The sequence below is a fragment of the Pseudoalteromonas sp. SD03 genome (genome assembly GCF_040937955.1).
Lineage (GTDB): Bacteria > Pseudomonadota > Gammaproteobacteria > Enterobacterales > Alteromonadaceae > Pseudoalteromonas > Pseudoalteromonas tetraodonis.
Map to the genome: position 1 here is coordinate 116,743 of NZ_CP162515.1, position 26,259 is coordinate 143,001.

Below are 26,259 nucleotides of genomic sequence, written 5' to 3' on the forward strand. Positions count from 1 at the left end.
AGGACTCCACACTAATTTTGTATCAATAAAAGCGCCTAAACTGCAGGCGCTTTGCATTATTGAATTTTATTGGTTAACCACGCTTTTAAGCGGATTAACTGGCTGTGCGTTGTCGTCTAGAATGTTCATATCGAAGTCGAACTCATCAACACGAATCGCTTTTTCACGCTTTTTGTTGTAATCACTTAACTGAACAAATTCAGCGTCGTTAATTACTTTTGCAGCAAGTGCATTTTCAAGCGTGATTGAAAAACGCGTACCCGGCTTAAAGGTTTTAGCACGTAGCGCTTTTTTCACTTTTGCTAATAACTCAAGTGATGCCATTTTAGCTTTGTAAGCTTGCTCGTTGATGTGATGACCATCACCTTCAATTGGCTTAACTAAATGGGTAATTTGCGCTTTAAATGCTGTATCAAGCTGAGCTTGTTTCGCTAATTCACGAATTAAATCATCGCTGATTTTTGGCATTTTAGTTGAGTAATTCATAGTAATGAAACGAATGAACTTACGAGTACCACTTGCAGGGAAGTTATCTAGGAACTTGTGCAATGCTTCTTCAGCACTTTGTAATGCAAAACGAGTCGCATAATGGAAGTAAGGAGCCGCTTGCTCGCGCTCACTACTTGCTACTTTTTGCTCGTAATACTTAATAGATGCCATAGCTGCATATAAGAAGCTCATTACATCGCCTAAGCGTGCTGAAAGCATTTCAGCTTGCTTTAATTTACCGCCTAGTACTAGTAACGAGAAGTCAGCATACACAGCTAATTTAGCTGATAGTTTATGTACTGCTTTTTCGTAGTCACGTACTTCTGGTAGTGCTGAGTTTGCACCAGCAGTAAACGGTAATACACCTAAACGGAATGCACGTAAGCTATTTGCTGTGCTGTAGCCAATTGTTTTACGTAAAATACCGTTAAATTCTGCATCTGCGTTTTTGTCATCGCTGTGGATAGACTCAACCATAGATTGTAAGTATGGGTGACAACGCATAACACCTTGGCCAAAGATCATCAGGTTACGAGTAAGAATGTTCGCACCCTCTACCGTAATGGCAATTGGCTGCGCTACATAACCACTCGCTAATGTATTTTGTGGACCGTTTTGAATCGCTTTACCTGCTTGAATATCCATTGCTGAATCAAGTACATCACGACCAAGCTCTGTCATATGGTATTTAGCGATTGCAGTCACTACCGATGGTTTTAAGCCCATGCCTAAACCTTCAGTTGTAAGTACTCGCATTGCTTCTTGTAGGTATGTTTTACCTGCAATGTCAGCTAGCTTTTCTTGAATACCTTCAAATTGACCAATTGATAAACCAAACTGTTCACGCACTGCTGCGTATTCAGATGCTGATTTAAATGCAACTTGTGCTGTACTTACACCCAATGCTGGTAATGAAATACCACGCCCTGCGCCTAAACAGCTAACTAGCATTTGCCAACCGCGACCGATGTTTTTCTGACCACCGATAATAAAGTCCATTGGTACAAATACTTTGTTACCACGTGTAGTACCGTTGTAAAAACGGATACCCATAGGATCATGACGGTTACCAAGCTCTACGCCTGGGTGCTCTTTTGGAATAAGTGCACAAGTAATACCTAGGTTTTCTTTGCCACCCAATAAACCATCAGGGTCAACTACTTTAAACGCTAAACCAAGTACAGTAGCAATTGGTGCGAGTGTAATGTAGCGCTTGTCCCATGTAATTTCTAGGCCAAGTACTTCTTCGCCGTTGTACATGCCTTTAGTTACAGTACCTACATCAGGAATACCGCCGGCATCAGAACCTGCTTCTGGGCTGGTTAATGCAAAACATGGAATGTCTGTACCATTTGCTAAACGTGGTAAGTAATGTGCTTGTTGCTCCTCTGTACCAAAGTGAAGTAATAACTCACCTGGGCCTAACGAGTTTGGTACCATTACAGTTACTGCAACAGCTGAACTTTTCGTTGCAATAGTACCTACAATTGTTGAGTTAGCGTATGGGCTGAACTCTAAACCGCCAAACGATTTAGGGATGATCAGCGAGAAGAAACGCTCTTTTTTCAAAAACTCTAAAATGTCGTTTGGTAAATGAATACCATTTTGAATGACTGAATCATCAATCATGCCAAGTAGTTCTTGTACTGGGCCGTCTAGAAACGCTTGCTCGTCTGCGGTTAATTTTGCCGCAGGTACATCGCGTAGCGCGCTGAAATCTGGTTTACCTCGATAGATAGACCCTTCTAGCCATACATCGCCAGCGTCTAGCGCTTCTTGCTCAGTAACTGAAATGCTTGGTAATACTTTTTTTAATTTTGTACGTAAACTCATAACGAACTCATCCGACCAGATAAATAATACCTACATTACGTCATAAAAATCGCTTTAGATCAATTACTCTATTCAATTAATTAACAGTTTTTGCAATTTATTTTCTTTACCTGAACGTAAACTGTTGAAATAGAAAGCCTTACACTTGTACGCTGAAAATTAATTTTTTTGTTAAAAAATTAATAATTCAGACCACTAAGGCAATAAAAGCCTGTTTTAGGAGAGGCTAAAAACAAAAAAACGCAGCTTAAAATTAAGCTGCGTTTTTTAAAAGCGAGAGATTAAATCGAGTCTAACTTATTTTAACTACCTGTTTGCCAGTAAAACCACCTGCTAACTGGTTATTTAGTGCAGCCGAAACAGCGTTTGCATTAAAATCAACAGCTAAAACTTTTGGAGGAGTTATCTCGCCATTTGCTACCGTTTCAAGCAACAAATTACCCATGAAACTCATCCGCTGCTGCGCACATAAGCTGTTAGCTAGCCACGCACCTCCTAAGGAGACAATACTAATATTAGGCGCACGCCGATACATTAGCTGCTGTTCGAAGTTAGGGAGTGGATTTAAACAAGCAATACGACCACAAAAACGCATTAGTTCGATATTTTGAATGGTCGATTCCCCACCCATAATATCAATAACAGCGTCAAACCCTTGTGGACCTAACTCTCGACGAATTTTGTCACATAAGGCTTTATCGTTGTAATCAAAGACCACATCGGCGCCGAGTTGCTTAACTAACTTATGATTGCGCTTAGAGGCGGTGGTAAATACATCTGCACCGCGCTGCTTGGCAAACTGAATAGCAAATTGCCCTACAGCGCCAGCACCACCTTCAACAAAAAGTGTATCGCCCTCAGTTACTGATAGTTTATCTAAGCTGATCAATGCCGCCATTCCGGCGCAGGGTAAAGTTGCAGCTTTGTCACTGGCTAATTGCTGAGGAATGATAGACACCGCATAATTAGGCACTTTTGCGTATTCGCTCAGTACCCCTTGCTCACCTACGCTGGCGTGCCACATAACACGCTCCCCTACCCCCGGAAAAATACCTTTACCCGCTTTAACCACTGTCCCCACTGCATCCAAGCCTAAAACATGCGGGTATTGCCACGTACAAAAGCCAGACTTGGCAAATTGTGCATCCACTGGGTTTAAACCAACGTACTCTACTTTTACTAATAGCTCATTCCCTGTGCACTGAGGCACAGGTAACTGAGTATCCGATAAGTTAATATCCTCATTAGGCTCGTTTAACACAATAGAGCGCATGAATGTAGGAATAGTATTTGGGTTTGTATCTGCAGTATTAGGCATCAAAAACTCTACTTGTAAGTATTACTTAACGCGTAACTCCATCGCCCATTAAATGACTGGTAGGCATTTACTTTAGCAAGTAGCGATGAAATAGTTGAATCAACGGCATTTTCTTGCGCTATTAAAACATCCTGACGCGCATCTAACAACTCTAAGTAAGGAATTTGCCCTTCTTCGTACATTGCTTGTGCTTGTAAAAATGCATTATTAGCAAATTGATAACGCTCATCAGCAAAGCGCGATTGCTGTGCTTGATTGACCAATAATTGCAGAGAAAGTTCACTCTCGTTAATCGCTTTTAATACCACTTGTTGGTAGTCAGTATACGCCGCTTGGCTTAAAAACTGCTGCGCATCGCGTTGTGCTAAAAGCGCAGGGTAACTTAATAATGACCACTGCAATTGCGGCGCTACTTGCCATTGCTGCTGGGTATCACTAAAACCGTTGCTCCCTAAACTTAACACGCCTGCAAAGCCGCTTAAGCTAATATCCGGCAATAAAGCTTTGCTGGCTGCTACACTCAGGCTATTTGCTTGGCTAAAATCAAATAAAGCACGACTTATATCAGGTCTTAATGCTATTGCATCATTAGGCTTTGCCAATGACACCGCAAAAGCCTTAGTTAATATAGTACGTTCATCATTAATACTCAGTGATTGCGTAGTTTGCGCGCTTAATACGGCCAAAGTAGATAAGTCACGGTACTTGGCATATTCAATTGCCGGCACCAAGGCTTGCTGCTGTCTAAGTTGCGCCATAGTGCGGTTTAAGTCGAGCTCATTAGCCACACCTTCATCAACTTGGGCCTGTAGCACCTGAATGCTTTGTTCAAGCGCTTCTATTTGCATCTCAATAATTTGCTGCTTTTGCAGATTACCTTGATAACTCACAAAGCCTTTAACCACAGCCGACACCACTTCAATTTGCAATAACCTAACTTGCTCAGCTTGGCTCATTGCTTGTGAATTCGCGGCATCGACTAACGCAGTAATTCGACCAAATAAGTCGAGCTGCCAATCAAGTGCTACATTCGCACTTGATTGTCGGCTATTGGTATTGCCTAGCCCGCTTCGCTTTGCACCAATCTCAATACCTCCTTGCGGTAAGTATTGCGCTTGTTGCTCGCCAATACGCGCCAAAGCGCTTTTTAATACCAGCTGACTAGTTTGTAAGTCGTAATTATTAGCCAATGCGTTGCTCACCAGTTGGTTTAGCTGCGCTGAGCCCAGCTTGTGCCACCAGTTTTGCTCATCTTCACCCATAAATTGCTCTGCAGATATTGCCTTGGCAACAAACTCATTAACCTGTTGTTGCTGAGCGGCTGTGTCAATTTTACTCGCACAACCTGATAACACAGCAACCGCTAATACAGAACTCAGCCATGGCGATAATTTAAGGGCGCTTAGGTTAAATTTAGTCATGTGAAGACTCCTCAACGCGCGACTTTTTTACCACCAGCATATAAAACACCGGTGTAAATAATAGTCCAAACACAGTTACACCAATCATACCCGAGAACACCGCATTACCCATGGCATGACGCATTTCTGCTCCAGCACCGGTTGCCAATACAAGCGGTATAACACCTGCGGTAAAGGCAATTGATGTCATTAAAATTGGGCGTAAACGTAATCGACACGCCGCTAACATCGCCTCAAGGTGCGATAACCCAGTGTCATGCTTATCTTTAGCAAATTCCACCATAAGGATGGCATTTTTAGAAGCCAATGCGACCAGTACAATCAACGCTATTTGGGTAAATATGTTGTTGTCTGAACCTACAAACCACACCCCTAATAACGCTGAGAAAATAGTCATAGGTACAATTAAAATAATGGCCAGTGGTAAACGTAAGCTTTCATACTGTGCGGCCAGTACCATAAACACCAGCAATACAACCAGAGGGAATACATACACCATGGTATTACCGGCTAATACTTGCTGGTACGTTACCTCAGTCCACTCATATTCAATGCCAGTAGGCAATGTTTTTGCTAGTACAGCTTCAATCGCCAATTGCGCTTGATCAGAACTATAACCAGGCGCTGGGCTGCCATTAAGCTCTGCACTTGGGTAGCCGTTGTAATGCATTACACGATCAGGACCAATAGTAGGCGTTACCGTTAATACTGAGCCTAGTGGCACCATATTACCGGCACGATTACGCACTTTTAGGTTTAGTATTTGCTCTGGGTCTACCCTAAAATCAGCATCAGCTTGGGCATTAACCTGATAAGTACGACCAAACAAATTAAAGTCGTTTACATACACTGAGCCTAAATAAATTTGCAACGAGTTAAACACTTCATCTAATGGAATGCCTTGAATAAGCGCTTGCTCACGGTCAATATCAATATCCATTTGTGGTACTTGAATTCTAAAGCTTGAATACAGCCCCATTAACGCTGGATCTTTTTGCGCCGCAGCAATCACTGATTGCAAACTGTTAAATAAGGCTTCAAAGCCTTTGTTAGCTCTATCTTCTATTTGCAATTTAAAGCCACCTGTAGTGCCAAGGCCTTGAATTGGCGGTGGTGGAAACACAGCGACAAAGGCTTCATCAATGACCGCAAAACGTTGGTTTAGTTGCGCTGCAATAGCCGAAGCCGACATACTCGGATCAGTACGCTCTGCAAAAGGCGCCAGTGGCGTAAATACGATGCCGCTATTTGGGCTATTAGTAAAACCATTCACTGAAAGACCAGGAAACGCTACCGTGTTCGCAACCCCAGGGACCTCTAATGCAATTTGCTGCATTTGTTTTACCACCGCTTCTGTACGGTCTAAACTGGCAGCGTCAGGTAACTGCGCAATAGCGACTAAGTATTGCTTATCTTGTTGTGGAATAAAGCCACCCGGTACTGCATCAAACAATTTAATCGTACCGCCAACTAAAGCAATATACGCAACCATAACCACAACACTCATACGAATAAGCTTTTGTACCAGCTTTTCATACCCTTTAGCACCACGGTCAAACACGCGGTTAAAAGGTTGAAATAACCAACGGCCAAATAATTTATTAAGCACGCGGGTAAACGCATCAGGCTCGGCATCATGTGATTTTAACAATAAAGCGGCCAGTGCTGGCGACAGCGTTAATGAGTTAAACGCCGAAATTACCGTTGAAATAGTAATGGTTAATGCAAATTGTTTATAAAACTGCCCTGAAAGCCCAGTAATAAAAGCCGTCGGAATAAATACCGCACATAATACTAATGCAATCGCAATAATAGGGCCGGTTACTTCCGTCATTGCCACGCGGGTGGCTTCAAGCGGTGATAAGCCATCTTCTATGTTTCGCTCAACATTTTCTACAACCACAATTGCGTCATCAACCACGATACCGATTGCCAGTACTAAACCAAATAGCGATAAGGTATTAATAGACACCCCAAGCCACTGCATTACTGCAAAGGTACCAATGAGTGAAATAGGCACCGCAATTAACGGAATAATAGACGCGCGCCAGGTTTGTAAGAACACAATAACCACAATCACCACCAGCACGATTGCTTCGAGTAAAGTGGCGATCACCGCATCAATTGAACCACGAACAAATACCGTTGGATCATAAACAATGTCGTATTCAACACCTGCAGGAAAGTCTTTTGATAAACGTGCCATGGTTTCACGCACCTGATCAGAGAGCTCAATGGCATTTGACCCTGGACGTTGAAATATTGGCATCGCTAAAGCGGGTTGATTATCAAGCTCAGCACGCAATGCATAAGAATCTTGGCCTAAATCAACACGTGCCACGTCTGACAAACGGGTAAGCTGCCCTTGCTCCCCAACTTTAATAATGACTTGTTTAAACTCTTCAATGCTATTAAGGCGTCCTTTGACGTTTAATAGAATTTGGAACTGACTGTCATTTGAAATCGGTTGCGCACCTAAACTACCTGCTGCAACTTGCTGATTTTGCGAGCGTAGTGCATTGACCACGTCACTTGCAGTAAGCTCACGTGATGCTAGCGCATCGGGGTTAAGCCAAACTCGCATTGAATATTTACCGCCACCAAATAAACGAATATCACCCACACCAGGTAAACGCGCTATTTCATCTTTAATATTTAAATCGGCATAATTTGATAAATACGCGGTGTCATGGCTGTTTTGGGGTGAATATAAATGCACCACCATGGTTAAATCGGGTGATGATTTTTCAGCAACTACCCCTAAACGTTGCACTTCTTGTGGCAAACGCGGCAGCGCACTATTTACTCGGTTTTGCACTTGCACTTGGGCACGGTCTAAATCAGTGCCTAACGCAAATGTCACCGTGAGCGTCATACGTCCGTCACTGGTTGCTTGTGAAAACATATACAGCATGTTTTCGGTGCCATTTATTTCTTGCTCAAGCGGTGTTGCCACTGTTTGTGCAATAACCGTCGGGTTCGCACCTGGGTAACTTGCAGTCACAACCACTGTTGGTGGTACGACTTCTGGGTATTCACTGACAGGCAGCTGAAATAATGAAATGCTACCTGCAATTAAAATAATCAACGACAGCATGGCCGCAAAAATCGGTCGCTGTATAAAAAAGTGTGAAAATTTCATCTAATAACCTTATTGCTTAGCAACTAAATCGGCAGGGTTAGCACTTAGCGTAAATGCCACGCCTTGGGTATTAATTGCCACTTTATTTGGTGATATCGGCATACCGGGTCCTACACGAGCAGGGCCATTTACAGCAATAACATCGCCTTGCTCAAGTCCTGATGTGATGGCTCGCAACGATCCATAGCGCTCACCTACCGTTACAAGCTTATACTGCAGCACATTGTTTTCGCCTACCGTTAACACAAAGCGATTTTTTAAATCTGTGCCTATGGCTCTGTCTGGAATAATGACAGTTTCACGCACTGCATTAGCAGCTAACTTAATGCGTGCAAATGAGCCCGAACGCAGCTCGTTACTGCGATCATCAAATACCGCACGAACGCGTAAAGTGCCTGTAGATGCGTTAATTTGATTATCTATAAAGTTAATATGGCCGCTATAGTTAAAATCGTCTTGCCCTACTTTTTGCATTACAACAGGCTGTTTGCTTGCAGCTGTTACTTCGTCAAATGCGCTATTCCAAGTACGTTCATCGACATCAAAGTAAGCGTACATTTTGTCATTAGAAACAATTGAAGTAAGCACGCTTTGCCCTGCAAGTACGTTGTTACCTTTGGTAATATTTGCGCGAGAAATCACGCCATCAATAGGAGAAACCACTGACGTAAACTCTAAATCGAGCTTTGCAGCTTTAAGCTGCGCTTGCAGTGCAGCAAGTTGTGCTTCACGCTGACGTAAAGTCGATGTACGCGCTTGTGCTTGCTCAGTCGAAATGGCTTTTCGCTCAGTTAAGCGTACAGCACGCGATGCTTCGCTTTTTGCTTGTTCAAGTGCTGCTTGAGCACTTTTTACCTGAGCGCTTAAACTGTCAACAGTTGCAGCGAATGAGCGATCGTCTAAACGAAATAATACATCGCCTTGTTTAACGCTATCCCCTTCTTTAAATTCAATTTGCTCAATAATGCCGGATACACGCGGCATTAATGCCACTTTTTGCGGTGACTCTAAGCGTGTTGTATAGGTATGCCAACTTTGAACTGGCTTAACCAAGACTTCGGCTACATCAATAGCTTGTTGTTGCTGTGCGGGGGCTGATTGCGCTGTACTTTCATCGGCACAACCGGCCAGTGTGATTAATGCAACAGATAGTGCTGTAGCAATTAAGTGTTTGTTCATAACGACGCTCCTTTTAATTTAGCATTGCATAATACGGAACATACTTGATGACAAAAACAATAGATTTTTAAATTCATTAGTGCCAAAATGGCATCAATACTCACTAAGTGATGAAATAATGGATACAACCAGTCGACTATTAATGCTGCTTGAAGTGGTAGAGCAAGGCTCATTTGCAAAAGCAGCCGAAATACGAAATATTGACCGCTCAGTGATTTCTAAGCAAATTAGTCGGTTAGAGGATGAACTTGGGGTAAGACTATTAAACAGAACAACCCGCTCATTCTCTCTTACAGCAGCGGGCGCTGAAATGATAAAAAAAGCGGGTGAGCTGCGAAGCCTGCTTGGCGAAACGGTGCGCATGGCAGAAAACTACCACCAAGAGCCTCGCGGCGTATTAAAAGTGACCGCATCGACTTTAATAGGTCGACGCTACTTACAGCCAGTGATCAACGATTTCCAAAAACGCTTTCCACAAGTGGAAGTAGAACTGCGTTTAGATGACCGACTGGTTGATATTGTATCTGAAGGATTTGATTTAGCGTTTAGAGTGGGTGAACCCAAAGACTCATCATTAATTGCTCGTAAAATTGCCCGTAATCGTCTGTTACTATTAGCCGCGCCAGCGTTTATAGAAACATACGGTATGCCAACAACAATCACTGATTTGGCACAATTGCCAGCGGCCAGTTATGCCAGCAACTCACTGCGGGTAGAAGGCATAAATTACTATAACCACACTGGCGAGCACTGCGAGCAAAAAATAAAAAGTGTGTTTAGAGCAAACGATGCAGAAGTATTACTGATGAAAACCCTCTCTGGCACCACCTACTTTTTAGCGCCGGCATTTATTTTAGATAAAGAAGTGATTGATGGGCAACTGGTGCCCTTACTTACCGATGTAAAATTAATGGAACACAGTGCAATGTATGCTGTATACCCACACCGAGATTTACCGGTAAGAACACGATTGTTTTTTGATGCCGTGCGTGAATACATTGGCAAAGAAAGACCGATTTGGGAGAACAGTATTCCTAATTTTGATCAAATGTATTAAGCCGCATCTGCACAGAGGTTAATATCAGAAAAAACCGCATTGCGCCCCGCATCTTTTGCCTTATAAAGCTGCTTATCTGCTTGCGCTATTAATTCAGCCAAATTTTGTTGTTGGTACTTAACTACGCCAACACTGGCTGTTAAATTTATGGTTATACCATTGGCTTCAATATATTTATTTGCAACGGCTTGTCTAAGATTTTCAGCCATTGCCAACGCGGATTGTGCACTATCAAAATTGCTCATTAAAGAAAATTCTTCACCCCCCACCCTAAACACATACCCTTTTGCGAAAGTAATCCTAAATAGAGTTGCCAACTCAACCAGCACTTTATCTCCTACATCATGGCCGTATTCATCATTTATTTGTTTAAAGTGGTCAAGATCAATTAAAAACAAGTACAGCTGTGATTTGTCTTTTATCTCCACTTCAAAATAATGGCTCATAGATAAACGGTTTCCTGCCCCCGTGAGAGGATCAAGTAAGGCCAAGTTTTTAAGTCGCTTCGAAAATTCGGCCCTATTTCCTTCAAAAACATGAGAAATGACCCATATAATAATATAAATAAACAGTAAGTTGAGCGCTAGGTTAAAAGAGGAAAAATAAGGGCTTGGTAATTTATAAAGCAACACTGATGATTGCATAACCAAAAGTGTGGCCGATAACACAATACCGTATTTTCGACCAAGAAGTAGATAATACAAAATGGGTAAAGAAAACGCCCACAAAAACAGACCATTTTTAAGTGGTGCCAAAAAGGTTCCACATAATATAACGAGCGTTACAGTCATACAAACCGTTATGGCATACCAGTTTCGTTGCTTGTTTTTAACCAATTGTATAAAAATATAAAAACAAAGTGCGGAAAAACACACCTCTAAGCCGCCTACAATATAAAAATGATTTTTTGATAGGTTAAACACAGCAAAAATAAATGACAGCAAACCAAAAAATAAACACATCCATTTTAAGACATGCTTACGTAATATTTTTGTACTGTTAAGAGCGGCTATATCCATAAAAAACTTAAATCAAAACTAATCGTTTATATTAACCCTGAAATGCAATAATCACAATTTTATGCTTAACAACCCCCTTTAAAATAAGCAAAAAGGATTGGTTAAATGCAGCTATTCTGTAAGCAGTTCATTAACTGTGCCAACCAAGTCAGCAAATTCCTCATCAACATGTGCGATTTGTTTAGGGCTTAAGGTTTGATTTAATTTAACCAGCAACTGTGCGTATGCCCTTAAAGTTTCCTCATTTCTCTCAATGAGTTCAGCACTCATAAACAGCTCTCGTTCTGTAATGATAGTGCGTAACTGCTGCGCAAATTGGGCATCATCAAGGGTTTGCTGATTAAAAAGCGCCTCAAGTGCACCTAACCGAGTTAGTTTATAGTCATACCATAAATTGCTGGTACTGATATATTCACTGTTGGCTTGTGACACTAGCGTTCGCTGCTCTGAGGTGAGCTTACCAAGCCATTGTTCGTAATAGTCTAGTTGCCTGTCTAAACGAGACTGCTGATGCTCCTCTTTGGTTAATGAAGCGTGCTCTTTTATTTCGTCATTAATTTGATCGCGAATGTTTTCTACCATTTCACTGCGTTGTGATGGAGTTAACGTTTTTGCCAGCTCGATTAAGGGATCACTCGCGTACAAAAGTAAATTGCGCCAATGCTGCTTTACCTGCGTTATTTTTGACATTAACTGTGCTGTATCAGCCTCTTTATCGAGCAACTGCCTTAAGTCGAGTAAATCGGCTTTATATTTTGGTAACTCAACCTCTCGGTGCCAATCTCGGGTGTTATTAATAATCACTTTTAACTGCGTTGATTGGCTTTTGTTTAAGTCGACATAATCGTCTATCCAAAACGAAGACAGCCAACCAAGGTTGTTATAAGCAAAGGAAGTAGAACAACTGGCAATAAACAATAAACTGGTTATAAAAATAATTTTGCTTAGTTTTATATTTTTTAAATTATTTAACATTAACAGACCCCGTTTTATGATGCTTTGGATGTCAAAAATCATCATAAGTAATTATGTAAGCTATTGCTCGCTTTTATTTTTTTCATTTTTCTATAGAATCGCAAGCTAACGCAATTTATATCATGACTATATGCTTAAGTTTAGAATTTTTGAGCTATAGTTAAAGCTACTTGTTAATACGTTTGTATACCTAGGTTATAAACGTTGGCGTTATTAATTTAGCTCATAATTTTTTACCTATCCCTAATAGATTCACTAGGTAAGTTTTCTTTTATGGCGCTTACATAGAACGACAACTAATTTGGAGACATGCTTATGTCACAGTCTAATTTTAAAGCACTGCTACTGGCCGGTATTATGCTCGCTACCCCTCTTGCCCATGCTGGACTAGAAGAAGGGATCAGAGCTGCTAATGCGGGTGAATTTGAAGAAGCACTTAAAGAGTTTAATTATTTAGCTGACAAAGGCTATGCACCGGGTATTTACGAATTAGGTAAGCTATACGAAGGTGGCCATGGCGTTACCCGTGATTATTACAAAGCAGCTGAGCTGTACCAACAAGCCGTAAAGAAAAACCATGTAGATTCAATGTTTGCACTTGCGGTTTTATATGATGAAGGTAATGGCGTTAAATTAGACAAACAAATGGCCATAACCTTATTCGAAAAAGCAGCCAATAAGAACCTTCCCGCAGCACAGTATAACTTAGGTGTAATGTACGCAAATGGCGATGGTGTTAGCCAAGATTATAAAGTCGCCAGAACATGGTATGAAAAAGCCGCTGCTAATAATTATACATTGGCGCAGTTTAATTTAGCACTGATGTATTTTGAAGGCTTAGGAATGCCAAAAAATCTTGAAATGTCGTATGTGTGGAATACCATTGCCGAGTATAACGGCAACATGCAAGCGAGTCACAGCCGTAAACTTGATGAACGTACTATGCTCCCGAAAGAGGTAGCTGAGGCCAAAGAAAAAGCCGATGCAATTTATACCAAAATTTTAGCGGGAACATACGCTGGCGAAGGACGCCTGTTTTAAGTTAGCTATTAAAAAAGCTGAATGAAGTGATTCATCAGCTTTTTTGTTTTAACCGCTACAGGCTATTTTACATAAAGCCATTTTAGCACTTTGATCAGTAATTTATTTTGTTTAAGTAATAAACCAATGCGCGGGTTAACCGAGCCAGAGACTAAGGTATTTTTTGCATGGCTAAAGGTGAGAAAACCTTCTTTACCATGATAATGCCCCATCCCCGAATGCCCCACGCCACCAAACGGCACATCATCGGCAGCTACTTGTATTAATGTGTCGTTTACCGCAACTGTTCCGCTGAGTGTTTGCTTAATAATGTACTGTTGCGCCTGTTTATCTTGACCTAAAATGTAAAGGGCTAATGGGTGGTCGCGTAATCGAATATAATTAAGCACGTCCTCTAATTTGTCGTAACTCATAATGGGTAAAATGGGACCAAATAGCTCTTCTTGCATTAATGTCATCTCATCTGTTACGTGCGTAACAATATGCAGACCCATACGATGCTTTTCGCCATCTTGCTGGTTTTGTTCAAGCGGTTTAGTAATTTTAGCACCTTGCTCTTGTGCTTGCTCTAAATAACCTAGCAAACGTTGATAATGTGCAGGGCTAATAATCGAGGTCAGGTTTTTGCCTTCTACGCCTTGCTTAAAGTGTTTTTTATAAAGGGTACAAAGCGCTTTAATGAATTGATGCTCCAATGCTTTAGGAACAAACACGTAGTCAGGCGCTACACATATTTGCCCTGCATTGGCCATTTTTCCAAATAATAAAGCACGCGCGGCTTTATTTACATCGGCTTTTTCTAACACAATAACGGGCGATTTCCCGCCGAGCTCTAATGTTACCGGCGTTAAATTTTTACTGGCCGCGGCCATAACTAACTTGCCAACGGCAGTCGAGCCTGTAAACAGCAAATGCGCAAATGGCAATGATGAAAACTCACTTGCCACGTCGCTACCACCTTGAATAATTGTGCAGTGTTGGCTTAATTCACCTGCAAATATTTTTTCAATAACGGCATTGGTGTTAGGCGTAAATTCACTGAGCTTTAACATCACCCTGTTACCCGCTGCAATCGCAGTAATAACAGGTACCAATGCTAGTTGAATAGGATAGTTCCATGGTGCAATCACACCGACCACGCCAATAGGCTGATAGGTGACACTTACTTTTGAGGGCCATAAGCTTAACCCCGCGCTGCGCTGACTAGGCTTAGACCATCGAGGTAGCTTTTTAATAATATGCGCAAGTCCCTGCATGGTGGGCAAAATATCCCCCACTAAGGTATCGAACGCCGTTCGGTATCCAAAATCTTTAGATACTGCAGCAATCAAGTCTTGCTCTAACGTTACAATGTTAGCGCGTACTTTCTTGAGTAAAGCAAGACGTTGCTCAATGGGTAAATAAGGGGTGTCTTCAAAAGCATGCTTTAGTTCATTAAATTGCGAACGCAAAGACCCTGTAGATAATGTGTCAGTGTTCAAAATAGGCTACCCGGTTTATAACGTTTTCAAGACTATATCCTTGTTCTGTTACTCGAGCAATAAAGAGTGATTTTGCAACACGAGGAAAAGGATTGCAAAAACACTCAACAGGTTGGTTGGAACGCATACCGATGCACTGCTTTTGTGTGCATCGGTTATCTATTTTGTTAGTTGATTAAAGTGGGTTATTAAAAACCAAAAACTTGGGCTGCTATGGTCATTGTTACTAAGGTAATTAGAACAATAGCGACAATATTTAACACAAAGCCAGCACGGATCATGTCTTTCATTTTAATTTCACCCGAGCCAAACACAATCGCATTGGGTGGTGTGGCTACTGGCATCATAAACGCACAACTACACGCAATCGCAGCTGGAATAACCCACACTAACGGACTGCCTGTTACTGACTCAGCAACGGGGCCTAGCAGTGGTAAAAAGCCTGCTGCTGTTGCCGTATTACTGGTTATTTCGGTTAAGAACGTAATCAGCGCAACCACAACAAGAATGCTCATGACTAATGGAATAGTACTCGCCCCTTCAATCATATTGGCAATGTAGTCAGCTAATCCTGATGACTTTATTTGCGAGGCAAGTGTTAATCCGCCACCAAATAAAAGCAACACACCCCACGGCACTTTAGCGGCACTTTCCCAATCTAAAATACGCGCATCGCTGCCTTTATTTGCCGGTAGTACAAACAGTAATAATGCAGCGGCAATAGCAATACCGGTATCTGAAATTTTAAGCCCAGTAACATCGCCTAATAAAGGTCTAAATATCCAACAAATAGCGGCAAGCATAAATACAAACAACACGCCCTTTTCAGCACGTTGCATTAGACCTAAGTCTTTTAATTGTGAAGAGAATACCGCTTTGGTATCAATACGCTTGTTCGCTTGTACATTCGCATCGACTTTATAAGTGAATTTAGTTAACCAAATCCAGCTGATCAGCAACATACCGAGCGCTAATGGCACACCAACAATCATCCACTCGGCAAAGCCAATTTCAATCTGATAACTGTCTGATAGGTACGCAGCCATTAATGCATTTGGTGGAGTACCGATTAAAGTAGCAATACCACCAATACTTGCGCCATAAGCAATCGACAGTAAAAGGGCTTTACCAAAACCTTCATTACTAGGATCTGAGCTTTTAACTAAATGGGTAATAGATAAAGCGATAGGAAGCATCATTACTGCGGTAGCGGTATTAGACATCCACATTGATAAAAATGCAGTCACTAACATCATCGCTAAAATTTGTAAGCTTGGTTTTTTACCTGCATAAAGCATTGTTTTTAGTGCAATACGCTTGTGTAATCCCCAACGCTCCATCGCTATTGAGATTAAAAAGCCACCTAAAAATAAAAAGATCAGCGGATGCGCATAAGGCGCTGCAACACTTTTTATCGCGGCTATATCAACAATCGGCGAAATCACTAAAGGGAGTAACGCAGTAGCAGGAATAGGCACTACCTCACTCACCCACCACGAGGCCATCCAAAATGCTAAGCCTGCGGTTTTAAACGCTGCCTCCGACATACCTACTGGCGGCTCAACTAAGCAAGTAAGTAGCATGACACATGGGCCAAGTAACAAAAACAGCCATTGCATAAATGGCTTTTTATTCGCGTTATTTTCTAAAATACGTTTTGTCATTTGTTCAGCCCTTAAAATTTATATTTAAGACCAAGTGCAACACTGCTATCAGCATTTTCTTCTAGGTCGAGGTCAGTGTATAAAAGGTAAGCTGTGGTTTGCTTGTCAAATACATAATCTACACCCGTAGTCCACTGTGTAGCGTCTGATGTTTGACGTAGTTTTGAATCATCTTTTGCAAATTGTACTTTAGGTACCCATTTGTCTAACTTATAGCTTGCGCTTAGTACATAACCATTGCCAGACTTAGCGCCGTCAATCGATTCTGAATGCTGGTACAATGCCCCTAATTGTAATTTTTCAAACTTATACACACCAGCAATACGGCTTGCTTTAATGTTATTAAGCGAATCAACATGGCTGATTGAAATAGAGTAAGGTGTTTTATTTAAATTTCGGTCGCCGTAAATTAGCGTAGCAGCAAATCCTGCTTCGTTATCTTTGTTGTCATCTTTTGGCGCATAGGTAAATGAAAACTGCGCGTTATGCCAATACTTAGAGGTATAGGTGATGGTATCGCCTAAGCGGTCTTGACCTGCAATTACTTGAGCAATATCAGCTTGGGTTTCGTTAAAATTATCAAGCTTACCTTCTGAATATTTAAAGCGCGTGTCGTTTCGCCCAACCACCACTTCACCAAAAGCACCTTTTAGACCAAGGTAAGTATTGCGTGCTGCAAAAGGCTCATTGGTGTCGTCGTGTTCAAAACCTTTTACTTGAACTTCGTATTTAAATACCGCGGTAAAATACTCATTTAATTTATGGTCACCTTTAATGCCAATACGCGAAAAAGGGGCATCTATTTGCGTGCCTTCGTCAGCGTAACGCATTATGCCTATATCGGTGTTAGCAATTTGTACTTCGGCTTTACCATACACTGTGTAGTCTGCAGCAAAAGTGGTTGCAGGTAACGTGGCAGCACTGCATAACGCAGCAAGTACTGAACCTTGGAATATATTGTTTTTCATTATGTGTCCTAATTATGTGATGCTACTTGTTGTCTGCACCTACAAAGCAAGAACATGACCAACTAAAAAATAACAATAATTTTCAGTGATTTAAAAAATAAAGGTTTAAAAATAAACATTGAAATGTGCGGGTTTCCACACATAAAAAACACTCAATATCACCATTTCCACCCATTAATCGGTGAACATATCTCGATTAAGGTTATATTTACTCATTTTATCGTAGAGGGTTTTACGCGCAATTTGTAAGGTTGTCATGGTGTCTTTAATGCTGCCATGGTTAAGCTCTAGCGCCTCTTCAATTAAGGATTGCTCATAAAAGCTGACCTTTTCGGCTAGGCTCAAATCTAATGATAGCGTGCTGTTGCTTGAGTCACTTTGTGCAAATGCCAGATCGGGGCCTAGCAATACCGCGCGCTCGGCTTGATTTCTCAATTCCCGCACATTGCCAGGCCAATCGTGCGCTAGTAAACGTTGTTGTAGTTCTATATTGAGCGCCCCTAACGGTTTATGAAAGCGGGTCGCAGCTATAGAGCTAAAATGTTTAAACAACAGTGGAATATCTGCTTTTCTGTCTCTTAATGCAGGGATGCTGACTTTTACTAAACTAAGTCGGTAATATAAGTCGGCTCTAAACTCACCTTTTTCTACCAGCGAAAGTAAATCGACTTTGGTGGCTGCGACAATACGAATATCAAGCTCTATCGCTTTATTAGCACCAACGGGGGTGACTTTTCGCTCTTCAAGCACCCGTAGTAATTTAACTTGAAGTGATAAAGGAGTGCTTTCAATTTCATCTAAAAAAACGGTGCCGCCTTGTGCAAACTCAAATTTACCTTTGCGATCGTGTGTTGCGCCAGTAAAGGCTCCGCTGATAGCCCCAAACAGTTCGCTTTCTATTAATTGCTCTGGGACTGCGCCACAGTTAATAGCCACAAACTGACAGCTTGAACGGTTACTATGATCGTGTAAATAACGGGCAACCAATTCTTTACCTGTGCCAGTTTCACCTTCAATCAGCACATCAGCCGGAGTATCAATCACCGTGTTGAGTAGGTTCATCATATGCTGCATTTTAAGCGTATCACCTAAAATACGCACACCGGGCGCCGACGTTTTCTCAACCGCGCGCTTCAGCGCTCTGTTTTCCATTACTAAAGCACGTTTATCTGAGGCTCTGGCAATACAATCTAATAAATTTTCGTTCAGTGGTTTTTCAAATAAATCATACGCGCCTAGTTGCATCGCTTTTACCGCAACAGAAACATCAGCATAACCGGTTAAAAATATCACGGGTAGTTCACTATCGAATGCTTTTACCTGCTCAATAAAGGTTAAACCATCCATAGTGGGCATGTTTATGTCACTGAGTACAATGCCACAAAAACTGCGATTTAAGCGACTTAAGGCAACACTTGCATCACTAAAACACTGTACCTCATAACCCTCGAGCGTTAATAGCTGATTCAATGAATCGCGGATCATCGCTTCATCATCAATAACAATAATCTGTTTGCAAACAACGGCTTCAATCATTTTTAGTGGCCTCTATGCTTGATAAACTAATAATAAATTGCGCACCGCCTTCAGGGCGATTATGTGCAGTTAAGTAACCATTAAATGATTCAATAATTTGCTTTGAAATCGACAAGCCCAGCCCTAAACCGTTACTTGATTTAGTACTATAAAAAGGTTCAAAAATAGACCCCAGCACATGATGCTCAATACCAGGGCCACTATCTAAAATAGAAAGCTTAACGCGCTCTTCAAAGCATTCAACATCAAAACTGAGCTCTCTAACTGGCTCACCTTTCATTGCCTGTGATGCATTGGTGATCACATTAACCAATACTTGTTCAAACTTTAACGCATCGACCCACACCGTGATCTCTTGCGAAAACTGCGGTGGACTTACGTTAACATCGTCTTGTTTAAGTTGCGGATGGGTGATCATCAACGCATTGTTTAATAACGCCGACAGTGGATGAGGTCGCAGTTGCATGGTCGCCGGTTTACTAAAGTGTTTAAGCTGCGCCACTATTTTATGCACCCGCTCTACCAAATTCTCAATAATGATTAAGTTTTCATTTAATGCGTTGAGCTTTCCCTTTTTTAGGAAAATTTTAGCACTGGCTAAATAGGTGTTCATTGCGCTGAGCGGTTGGTTAATTTCGTGATTAATGCCCGCACTCAATTGCCCAATAGTGGCTAATTTTGCCGACTGTACTAATGCGGTTTGGGCTTTTTCGAGTGCTTGGGTACGCTCTAGTACCTCAAGCTCTAAACTGTGACGCGAATACAGTAATTTTTTATACCCGGCAAAGCGTGCCAATAAGCTATATCCAACAAAAATAAACACCCAATAAAACAACACTAGCCATAACAATCTAGGCACCTGTAAGGCGTTAATGTTTGAAATATCAACAAGCACTGTCATGGTTGCATTCAGATGAGTTAAGGGTCTTGAGGCGGAAACGTATTCATCTTTAGCAATTTTAAATTGCTCAATGCCTTGGCTTTTGTAGCGCTGTTGTTTAATTTGTAGCGGTTGATGATCTAAGTAAGCACGGCGCTGTTTAATATCACGACGCGCGGTAATATCAAGCTCTGTAAAACTATTTAAACGCCATGCGGGTTCATCCGACATGGCAATAATATTATCGGCAAGTTGCAAATAAAAATGGCTTCCTTTTGAGGTATTTAAAAGCGAACGATCGTTTTCAAATTTAGCGACATTAATTTTAAGCGCCACCACGCCAATGGCTTTTCCATCTAGGTAAATAGCTTGGGAAAAATAAATTCCGCGCTCTTTTGAGCGCTGACCAAGTGCAAAGTATGCGACCTTTTCACCGGCAAACGCTTGTTTAAAATAAGGTCTAAATGCAAAGTTACTACCTAAAAATGTATAGTCGGTTTGCCAGTTACTACTGGCAATAACATCGCCATGAGTATCTAGTATGTATACATCTGAGGCACCACTGGCTTGTTGAATATCAGCAAGGTAATTGTTAATTGCATTAAAGTGTTGTGATTCATTATTAGTAAAACGAATCAATACGTTATTTTCAGTTAGCAGCTGAGGGATAGCCGCAAATCGAGCGAGTTCGTTATCGATATAATTATTTAATTGGATGACTTGTTGATCAGCTTGAATTTTGGCTTGCCCTAAATCATAAGCACGACCAAACGAAAAGGTGACCACCAATAATAGTACTAACAATATACAGGCAAAAATAATTTTTTTGGGGATGGAGAACATAAACGCCTATGACAACTATGATGCCAATAATAAGTAATAGCCAATATTGTAACGAGTTATCCCCCTTTGCAGAAGAAACTTTTTGTTAACAATTGTACTGAAACTAAAAAACCGTGAAATATTACATTCCACGGTTTAATCACCTTTTAAGGTGTGCTGTTTTAGCTTAATTTACGCTTTTACAACGACAGGTTTGTCTTTAAAGTATTTGTATAAGCCAATTAATGAGGCTGCAATCCAAAATATTTCAATCACAAAGCTTGCTAAGTTAAAGTTATAACAAAGGCTAATAAGTAACAAAATAGCGCCACTTAAATTCATTAAGTTATACGTTAAACTTTTAGGTGAAACTTTATTTAGTTGCAGCAAAAAAAATGAACCAACCACTAAAAAAGTGCCACTCATACCAACAATATCAAATAAAAGTGCGATCACACGTCTATCCTTTTCCATTTTAAAACCCAACTGACTGGCCCAATCCATGGGGAGGGTTTTTTTCAATCATTGAAACAGCAAAACCAGCGAAGTTTACCAGTGAAATAAAAGCAAACAAGGGCTTATGTCCGCCCCTCACTACTTTAGACTATAAACAAAACGTTTATTTAAAACGTGACTTTACCACCAATCATTTTATAGGCAGGGGTCCCTCTTATAATTGTGGGGCGGGCAAAAGGTCGTTCACAGCCTGGGCATACGCATTCAGTATGGGTGTGATCTTGGGTTATTCTTTCTATAAAACATTTTACTAAAGCACCTTTGCCACCTTTACGGTATTTGAATAACGGTGCCTTACACGCAGAACAAAATATATCGACCGTTTTTGTAGGCCCTTTTTTATTGGGCTTAGCCATACTTCCTCAATAATTACTTTACGATTAGTTAATAGCATAATGCTATCACATCAGTGGTAGAAAATAATGAATGGCTGTTGCGCTAATATATTTTTTAAACAGTCGGTAGATAACTCTACTTTATAAACGATTCGCTTTAGGCTTTTATCGATAAACGGGTTAATTGAGCTGATAACACATTCATATTAAAAGGCTTTACGATAAACCCTGACACTTTAGCATTAATCGCTTTTTTGACAGTCGAAGAACTATCTTCACAGGTAACCATAAGTACAGGAAGGTTTTTCAGCTCGGCATCTTTTCTAATATTATCAAGTAAAGTAATGCCATCCATTTTAGGCATATGAAGATCTGTTATAACCAAATCAAACATTTGATTTTGCAGTATGTTTAATGCTTGAAGCCCATCTGTGGCTTCAACAATATCTTTATAATCTAACTGCCTTAACATATTAATTAATACATGACGCATTAACGGCATATCATCAACAACAAGTATTTTCATGCGTATGTTTTACCAAAATAGCTGCGAGCAAATTTTCATTAAAACAAAGTAAAGGCGACACGCCAATCTAAAAGGTATTAACAAAAACGTGTTATGTGTAGTAACAACATTAGTTAACAATACCTATTGCCGCAAGTAATCAGATGGATACTTATATCCCCTTATTTTAGCTAAACAAAAGTTTAAAAAACTGCAAACGAAGCTTGAGTTATATGTGCTAAGCTTTTTGCACTTAGTGTTACTTCTAACCCTCGTTTTCCGGCACTAACATATATCATTTCAAAATCTAACGCACTGGAGTGTATGTATGTTTTTAGCCGTTTTTTTTGGCCAAGGGGGCTTACTCCTCCCAAAATATAACCGGTACTCGCCTGCACTTTTTGTGGGTCTGCCATCATCACTTTTTTTACTGTACAAAGCTTCGCAAGCTGTTTTAAATTAACCTGCTGAGTGACGGGAGTCACCGCTACAATAAGCTGTTGCTCTGAGGTTTCAAGCACTAGGGTTTTAAATACTTGGGCGCTATTTAGATTTAGCTTTTCAACCGCTTCGAGGCCGTAATTAGTATTGTTTATATCGTGCTCGTAACTAAGTATGTCAAACTTAATATCGCTTTTTTTTAGCTGCTCTATAGCGGGGGTCATCTGATAAAGTCCAAAATAAATTTCCCTAATAATTTAGCACATTAAACATAAAAAAACGGCGCTAAAAAAGCGCCGTTTTTACTAGGGTCTATTGATCCGACTAATTACTTAGTTAAGTCATCAAAAAACTTTTTAACCCCATCAAAAAAGCCTTGCTCTTTAGGACGGTTTTTTGAGCTGTCTTTGCCCATACTTTCATCTAATTCTTTAAGTAAGTCACGTTGACGCTCGTTTAAATTAACAGGCGTTTCAATCACAACCTTACAAATTAAATCGCCTTGAGCACCACTGCGTACTGACTTAACACCTTTGCCACGCATACGGAACATTTTGCCCGTTTGTGTTTCTGACGGTATTTTAAGTTTTGCACGCCCATCAAGCGTTGGCACTTCAATTTCACCGCCAAGGCCTGCGGTGGTAAAGCTTATTGGTACTTCACAATATAAATTATTAGCTTCACGAACAAATATTTTGTGTTCACGAACAGATACTTGCACATACAAGTCACCTGCTGGTGCACCATGCATGCCTGCTTCGCCTTCACCTGATAAGCGAATACGATCGCCAGTATCTACGCCTGCCGGGATTTTAACCGATAGCGTTTTAGTTTTTTCTACACGGCCTTGCCCATGACATTTATTACAAGGATCTGAAATGATCTGACCTTGTCCATGACATGTTGGACAGGTTTGCTGCACAGCAAAAAAACCTTGGCGCATTTGTACTTGGCCAGCACCATGACAGGTTGTACATGTTTTTGGTTTAGAGCCCGCTTTAGCACCACTGCCATCACATGGTTCACAACTAACCCAAGTAGGTACTTTAATCTCAACGTCTTTACCACGAACCGCTTCTTCTAAGCTTAAGTCCATGTTGTAACGTAAATCTGAGCCACGTTGCTGGCGTGATTGACGTCGACCACCGCCGCCACCAAAAATATCACCAAATACGTCACCAAAAATATCACCAAAATCACCTTGGCCGCCGCCAAAGCCACCGTGACCACCGCCACCACCTTGTTCGAAGGCTGCATGGCCGTATTGGTCATACATTTGACGCTTTTGCGCATCAGTCAGTATTTCGTAAGCTTCTTTAACTTCCTTGAATTTAGTTTCAAGGTCTTTATCACCGGCGGTACGATCGGGGTGATATTTCATCGCTAAGCGTTTATACGCTTTTTTTATGTCTCGCTCACTCGCATCTTTGCTTACGCCGAGGACTTCGTAATAATCGCGTTTTGACATATCTATCACACTACTCTTTTCTATTTACAGCGTTAGCTGCTGGACAAACCGATAAATCATATCGATTTATCATTGAATTTTTAAAGCGTTTTATTCACTTCTCTTTACATGCAAAAGGCGCGTTAAGCTTTAGCCTACGCGCCTCATGTGTTCATCCTAACTCAAACACTTGATTTGGTCATGTGTTTTAAATTAGCGAGAAGCGTTAGCAACAATTACTTGTCGTCTTTAACTTCTTCGAACTCTGCATCAACAACATCGTCATCTTGTTTAGCTGACTGTTGTTGTTCACCAGCGTCACCACCAGCTTGTTGTGCTTTAGCTTGAGCGATTTCCATTAGCTTTTGAGACTTTTCAGCAAGCGCTTGCGTTTTCGCTTCAATCTCTGCTTTGTCGTCACTCTTAATTGCTGCTTCTAGGTCCACAACAGCCGCTTCAATCGCGTCTTTGTCTTCGCTTGGCAGAGCATCACCCGCTTCTTCAATTTGCTTACGTGTACCGTGAACAAGTGCATCAGCTTGGTTACGTGCAGCTACTAACTCTTCAAACTTTTTATCGTCTTCAGCGTGCGCTTCTGCATCACGAACCATTTTTTCAACTTCTTCATCGCTTAAGCCAGAAGATGCTTGAATAGTGATTTTTTGCTCTTTACCTGTATCTTTATCTTTTGCAGATACATGTAAGATACCATCGGCATCAACATCGAATGTTACTTCGATTTGTGGCGTACCACGTTGTGCTGGGCGAATGCCTTCTAGGTTAAATTGACCTAGCGATTTGTTATCACTTGAACGTTTACGCTCACCTTGTAACACATGAATAGTTACTGCAGATTGATTATCTTCTGCTGTTGAGAATGTTTGCGATTTCTTAGTAGGAATCGTGGTGTTTTTCTCAATCAGTGCTGTCATTACTGACCCCATCGTCTCAATACCTAGAGATAATGGTGATACGTCTAGTAATAGTACGTCTTTCACGTCACCTGCAAGTACACCACCTTGAATCGCAGCACCCACAGCTACCGCTTCATCAGGGTTAACGTCTTTACGTGGCTCTTTACCAAAGAATTCAGCAACTGTTCTTTGAACAAGTGGCATACGCGTTTGACCACCCACTAGAATGATATCGTTGATATCGTTCACAGACAGGTCAGCATCAGCTAATGCGCGTTTAAGCGGTTCAATCGACTTAGTCACTAAGTCTTCAACCAGTGACTCAAGCTTAGCACGTGTTAATTTCACGTTCATGTGCTTAGGACCTGATGCATCAGCGGTTACGTACGGAAGGTTAACTTCTGTAGATTGTGCTGATGAAAGCTCAATTTTTGCTTTCTCTGCTGCTTCTTTAACACGTTGCATTGCAAGCGGATCATTTTGTAAATCGATACCTTGATCTTTCTTGAATTCAGCAACTAAGTAGTTGATTACACGGTTATCAAAATCTTCACCACCTAAGTGAGTGTCACCATTTGTCGCAAGTACTTCAAATGTGTGCTCGCCTTCAACTTCATCAATTTCAATGATTGATAAATCGAAAGTACCACCACCTAAGTCGTATACCGCTACTACGTTTTCGCCACGGTTTTTATCCATACCGTATGCAAGGGCTGCAGCTGTTGGCTCATTGATAATACGTTTTACTTCAAGACCCGCAATACGGCCCGCATCTTTTGTAGCTTGACGTTGTGAATCGTTAAAGTATGCCGGTACTGTGATTACCGCTTCAGTTACTTCTTCACCTAAGAAGTCTTCAGCCGTTTTCTTCATTTTTTTCAGTACTTCAGCAGAAATTTGTGGTGCAGCGCGTTTTTCACCGCCTGCTTCTACCCATGCATCGCCATTATCTGCTTTGATAATTTTGAAAGGCATGATGCCGATATCACGTTGTACTTCTTCGTCTTCAAAGCGACGACCAATTAAACGTTTGATTGCAAATAACGTGTTTGTTGGGTTAGTTACCGCTTGACGTTTTGCAGGTTGACCTACTAACGTTTCACCGTCTTGCGTATAAGCAATAATAGACGGGGTTGTGCGATCGCCTTCCGCATTTTCAATAACACGTGCTTTGTCACCATCAAGTACTGCAACACAAGAGTTAGTAGTACCTAAATCGATTCCAATAATTCTACCCATGAATCTTCTCCAACTTCTAAATTCGTTAATACATTCG

At 41.1% G+C, this 26,259-nt stretch carries 20 protein-coding genes; 2 read left to right on the forward strand and 18 right to left on the reverse strand.

From position 1 onward, the window contains the following. Nucleotides 1–66 precede the first annotated feature (66 nt). The 5 genes from ABZP26_RS17000 to ABZP26_RS17020 form a co-directional block, all read right to left on the reverse strand. Entirely contained in the window at nt 67–2,322 is a 2,256-nt protein-coding gene (locus ABZP26_RS17000) for an acyl-CoA dehydrogenase (RefSeq protein WP_013463185.1), read from the reverse strand. A gap of 292 nt (nt 2,323–2,614) precedes the next feature. Continuing rightward, a complete protein-coding gene (locus ABZP26_RS17005) occupies nt 2,615–3,640 on the reverse strand; it encodes a zinc-binding dehydrogenase (protein ID WP_368485778.1) in 1,026 nt (341 codons plus the stop codon). A gap of 8 nt (nt 3,641–3,648) precedes the next feature. Then, nucleotides 3,649–5,061 carry a TolC family protein gene (locus ABZP26_RS17010; protein ID WP_368485779.1) on the reverse strand — a complete coding sequence of 471 codons (1,413 nt, stop codon included), beginning with the start codon at nt 5,059–5,061 and terminating at the stop codon, nt 3,649–3,651. Next, nucleotides 5,054–8,203 (reverse strand): efflux RND transporter permease subunit, encoded by a 3,150-nt coding sequence (locus ABZP26_RS17015; protein WP_368485780.1) that lies wholly within the window; start codon nt 8,201–8,203, stop codon nt 5,054–5,056. The genes ABZP26_RS17010 and ABZP26_RS17015 overlap by 8 nt, the downstream gene beginning before the upstream one ends. A gap of 9 nt (nt 8,204–8,212) precedes the next feature. Next, nucleotides 8,213–9,382, reverse strand: a complete 1,170-nt coding sequence (locus ABZP26_RS17020) for an efflux RND transporter periplasmic adaptor subunit (RefSeq protein ID WP_033104168.1) — start codon at nt 9,380–9,382, stop codon at nt 8,213–8,215. Between the two features lie 118 nt (nt 9,383–9,500). On the opposite strand from ABZP26_RS17020, the gene ABZP26_RS17025 reads away from it, so the two are divergent. Then, nucleotides 9,501–10,439: a LysR family transcriptional regulator gene (locus tag ABZP26_RS17025; protein WP_008112392.1), complete on the forward strand. Its 939-nt coding sequence runs from the start codon at nt 9,501–9,503 to the stop codon at nt 10,437–10,439. Here the strand turns inward: ABZP26_RS17025 and ABZP26_RS17030 are convergent. Further along, on the reverse strand, nt 10,436–11,458 hold the full coding sequence (locus tag ABZP26_RS17030) for a GGDEF domain-containing protein (protein WP_368485781.1): 1,023 nt from the start codon (nt 11,456–11,458) through the stop codon (nt 10,436–10,438). The genes ABZP26_RS17025 and ABZP26_RS17030 overlap by 4 nt on opposite strands. A 111-nt stretch (nt 11,459–11,569) precedes the next feature. Then, complete coding sequence (locus ABZP26_RS17035; protein ID WP_368485782.1) at nt 11,570–12,433, reverse strand: DUF6279 family lipoprotein; 864 nt, start codon at nt 12,431–12,433, stop codon at nt 11,570–11,572. A 315-nt stretch (nt 12,434–12,748) separates the two neighbouring features. Here ABZP26_RS17035 and ABZP26_RS17040 point away from each other — a divergent pair, with 315 nt between their 5' ends. Next, nucleotides 12,749–13,474 carry a tetratricopeptide repeat protein gene (locus ABZP26_RS17040; protein ID WP_064664106.1) on the forward strand — a complete coding sequence of 242 codons (726 nt, stop codon included), beginning with the start codon at nt 12,749–12,751 and terminating at the stop codon, nt 13,472–13,474. A 62-nt stretch (nt 13,475–13,536) separates the two neighbouring features. Here the strand turns inward: ABZP26_RS17040 and ABZP26_RS17045 are convergent, their stop codons facing one another. The 11 genes from ABZP26_RS17045 to dnaK all read right to left on the reverse strand — a co-directional run bounded on the left by ABZP26_RS17045 (nt 13,537) and on the right by dnaK (nt 26,222). Next, nucleotides 13,537–14,955, reverse strand: coding sequence for a coniferyl aldehyde dehydrogenase (locus ABZP26_RS17045; RefSeq protein WP_090493198.1), 1,419 nt, complete (start codon nt 14,953–14,955; stop codon nt 13,537–13,539). Between the two features lie 188 nt (nt 14,956–15,143). Then, nucleotides 15,144–16,619, reverse strand: coding sequence for an SLC13 family permease (locus tag ABZP26_RS17050; protein WP_368485783.1), 1,476 nt, complete (start codon nt 16,617–16,619; stop codon nt 15,144–15,146). A gap of 11 nt (nt 16,620–16,630) precedes the next feature. Next, the gene (locus ABZP26_RS17055; protein ID WP_368485784.1) at nt 16,631–17,587 is read right to left on the reverse strand and encodes a porin; all 957 of its coding nucleotides are present in this window, start codon (nt 17,585–17,587) and stop codon (nt 16,631–16,633) included. 174 nt (nt 17,588–17,761) lie between these two features. Continuing rightward, nucleotides 17,762–19,123 carry a sigma-54 dependent transcriptional regulator gene (locus tag ABZP26_RS17060; RefSeq protein ID WP_028834110.1) on the reverse strand — a complete coding sequence of 454 codons (1,362 nt, stop codon included), beginning with the start codon at nt 19,121–19,123 and terminating at the stop codon, nt 17,762–17,764. Beyond that, nucleotides 19,116–20,846, reverse strand: a complete 1,731-nt coding sequence (locus tag ABZP26_RS17065) for an ATP-binding protein (RefSeq protein ID WP_368485785.1) — start codon at nt 20,844–20,846, stop codon at nt 19,116–19,118. The genes ABZP26_RS17060 and ABZP26_RS17065 overlap by 8 nt, the downstream gene beginning before the upstream one ends. A gap of 171 nt (nt 20,847–21,017) precedes the next feature. Further along, complete coding sequence (locus ABZP26_RS17070; RefSeq protein WP_029609945.1) at nt 21,018–21,281, reverse strand: hypothetical protein; 264 nt, start codon at nt 21,279–21,281, stop codon at nt 21,018–21,020. Between the two features lie 167 nt (nt 21,282–21,448). Beyond that, entirely contained in the window at nt 21,449–21,697 is a 249-nt protein-coding gene (locus tag ABZP26_RS17075; RefSeq protein ID WP_368485786.1) for a hypothetical protein, read from the reverse strand. A gap of 136 nt (nt 21,698–21,833) precedes the next feature. Continuing rightward, nucleotides 21,834–22,202, reverse strand: coding sequence for a response regulator (locus tag ABZP26_RS17080; protein WP_008112370.1), 369 nt, complete (start codon nt 22,200–22,202; stop codon nt 21,834–21,836). A 182-nt stretch (nt 22,203–22,384) separates the two neighbouring features. Beyond that, on the reverse strand, nt 22,385–22,846 hold the full coding sequence (ybaK, locus tag ABZP26_RS17085) for a Cys-tRNA(Pro) deacylase (protein WP_013463169.1): 462 nt from the start codon (nt 22,844–22,846) through the stop codon (nt 22,385–22,387). A gap of 104 nt (nt 22,847–22,950) precedes the next feature. After that, a complete protein-coding gene (gene dnaJ, locus ABZP26_RS17090; RefSeq protein WP_013463168.1) occupies nt 22,951–24,090 on the reverse strand; it encodes a molecular chaperone DnaJ in 1,140 nt (379 codons plus the stop codon). Between the two features lie 215 nt (nt 24,091–24,305). Then, nucleotides 24,306–26,222, reverse strand: a complete 1,917-nt coding sequence (gene dnaK / locus ABZP26_RS17095; RefSeq protein WP_013463167.1) for a molecular chaperone DnaK — start codon at nt 26,220–26,222, stop codon at nt 24,306–24,308. Between the last annotated feature and the right edge of the window lie 37 nt (nt 26,223–26,259).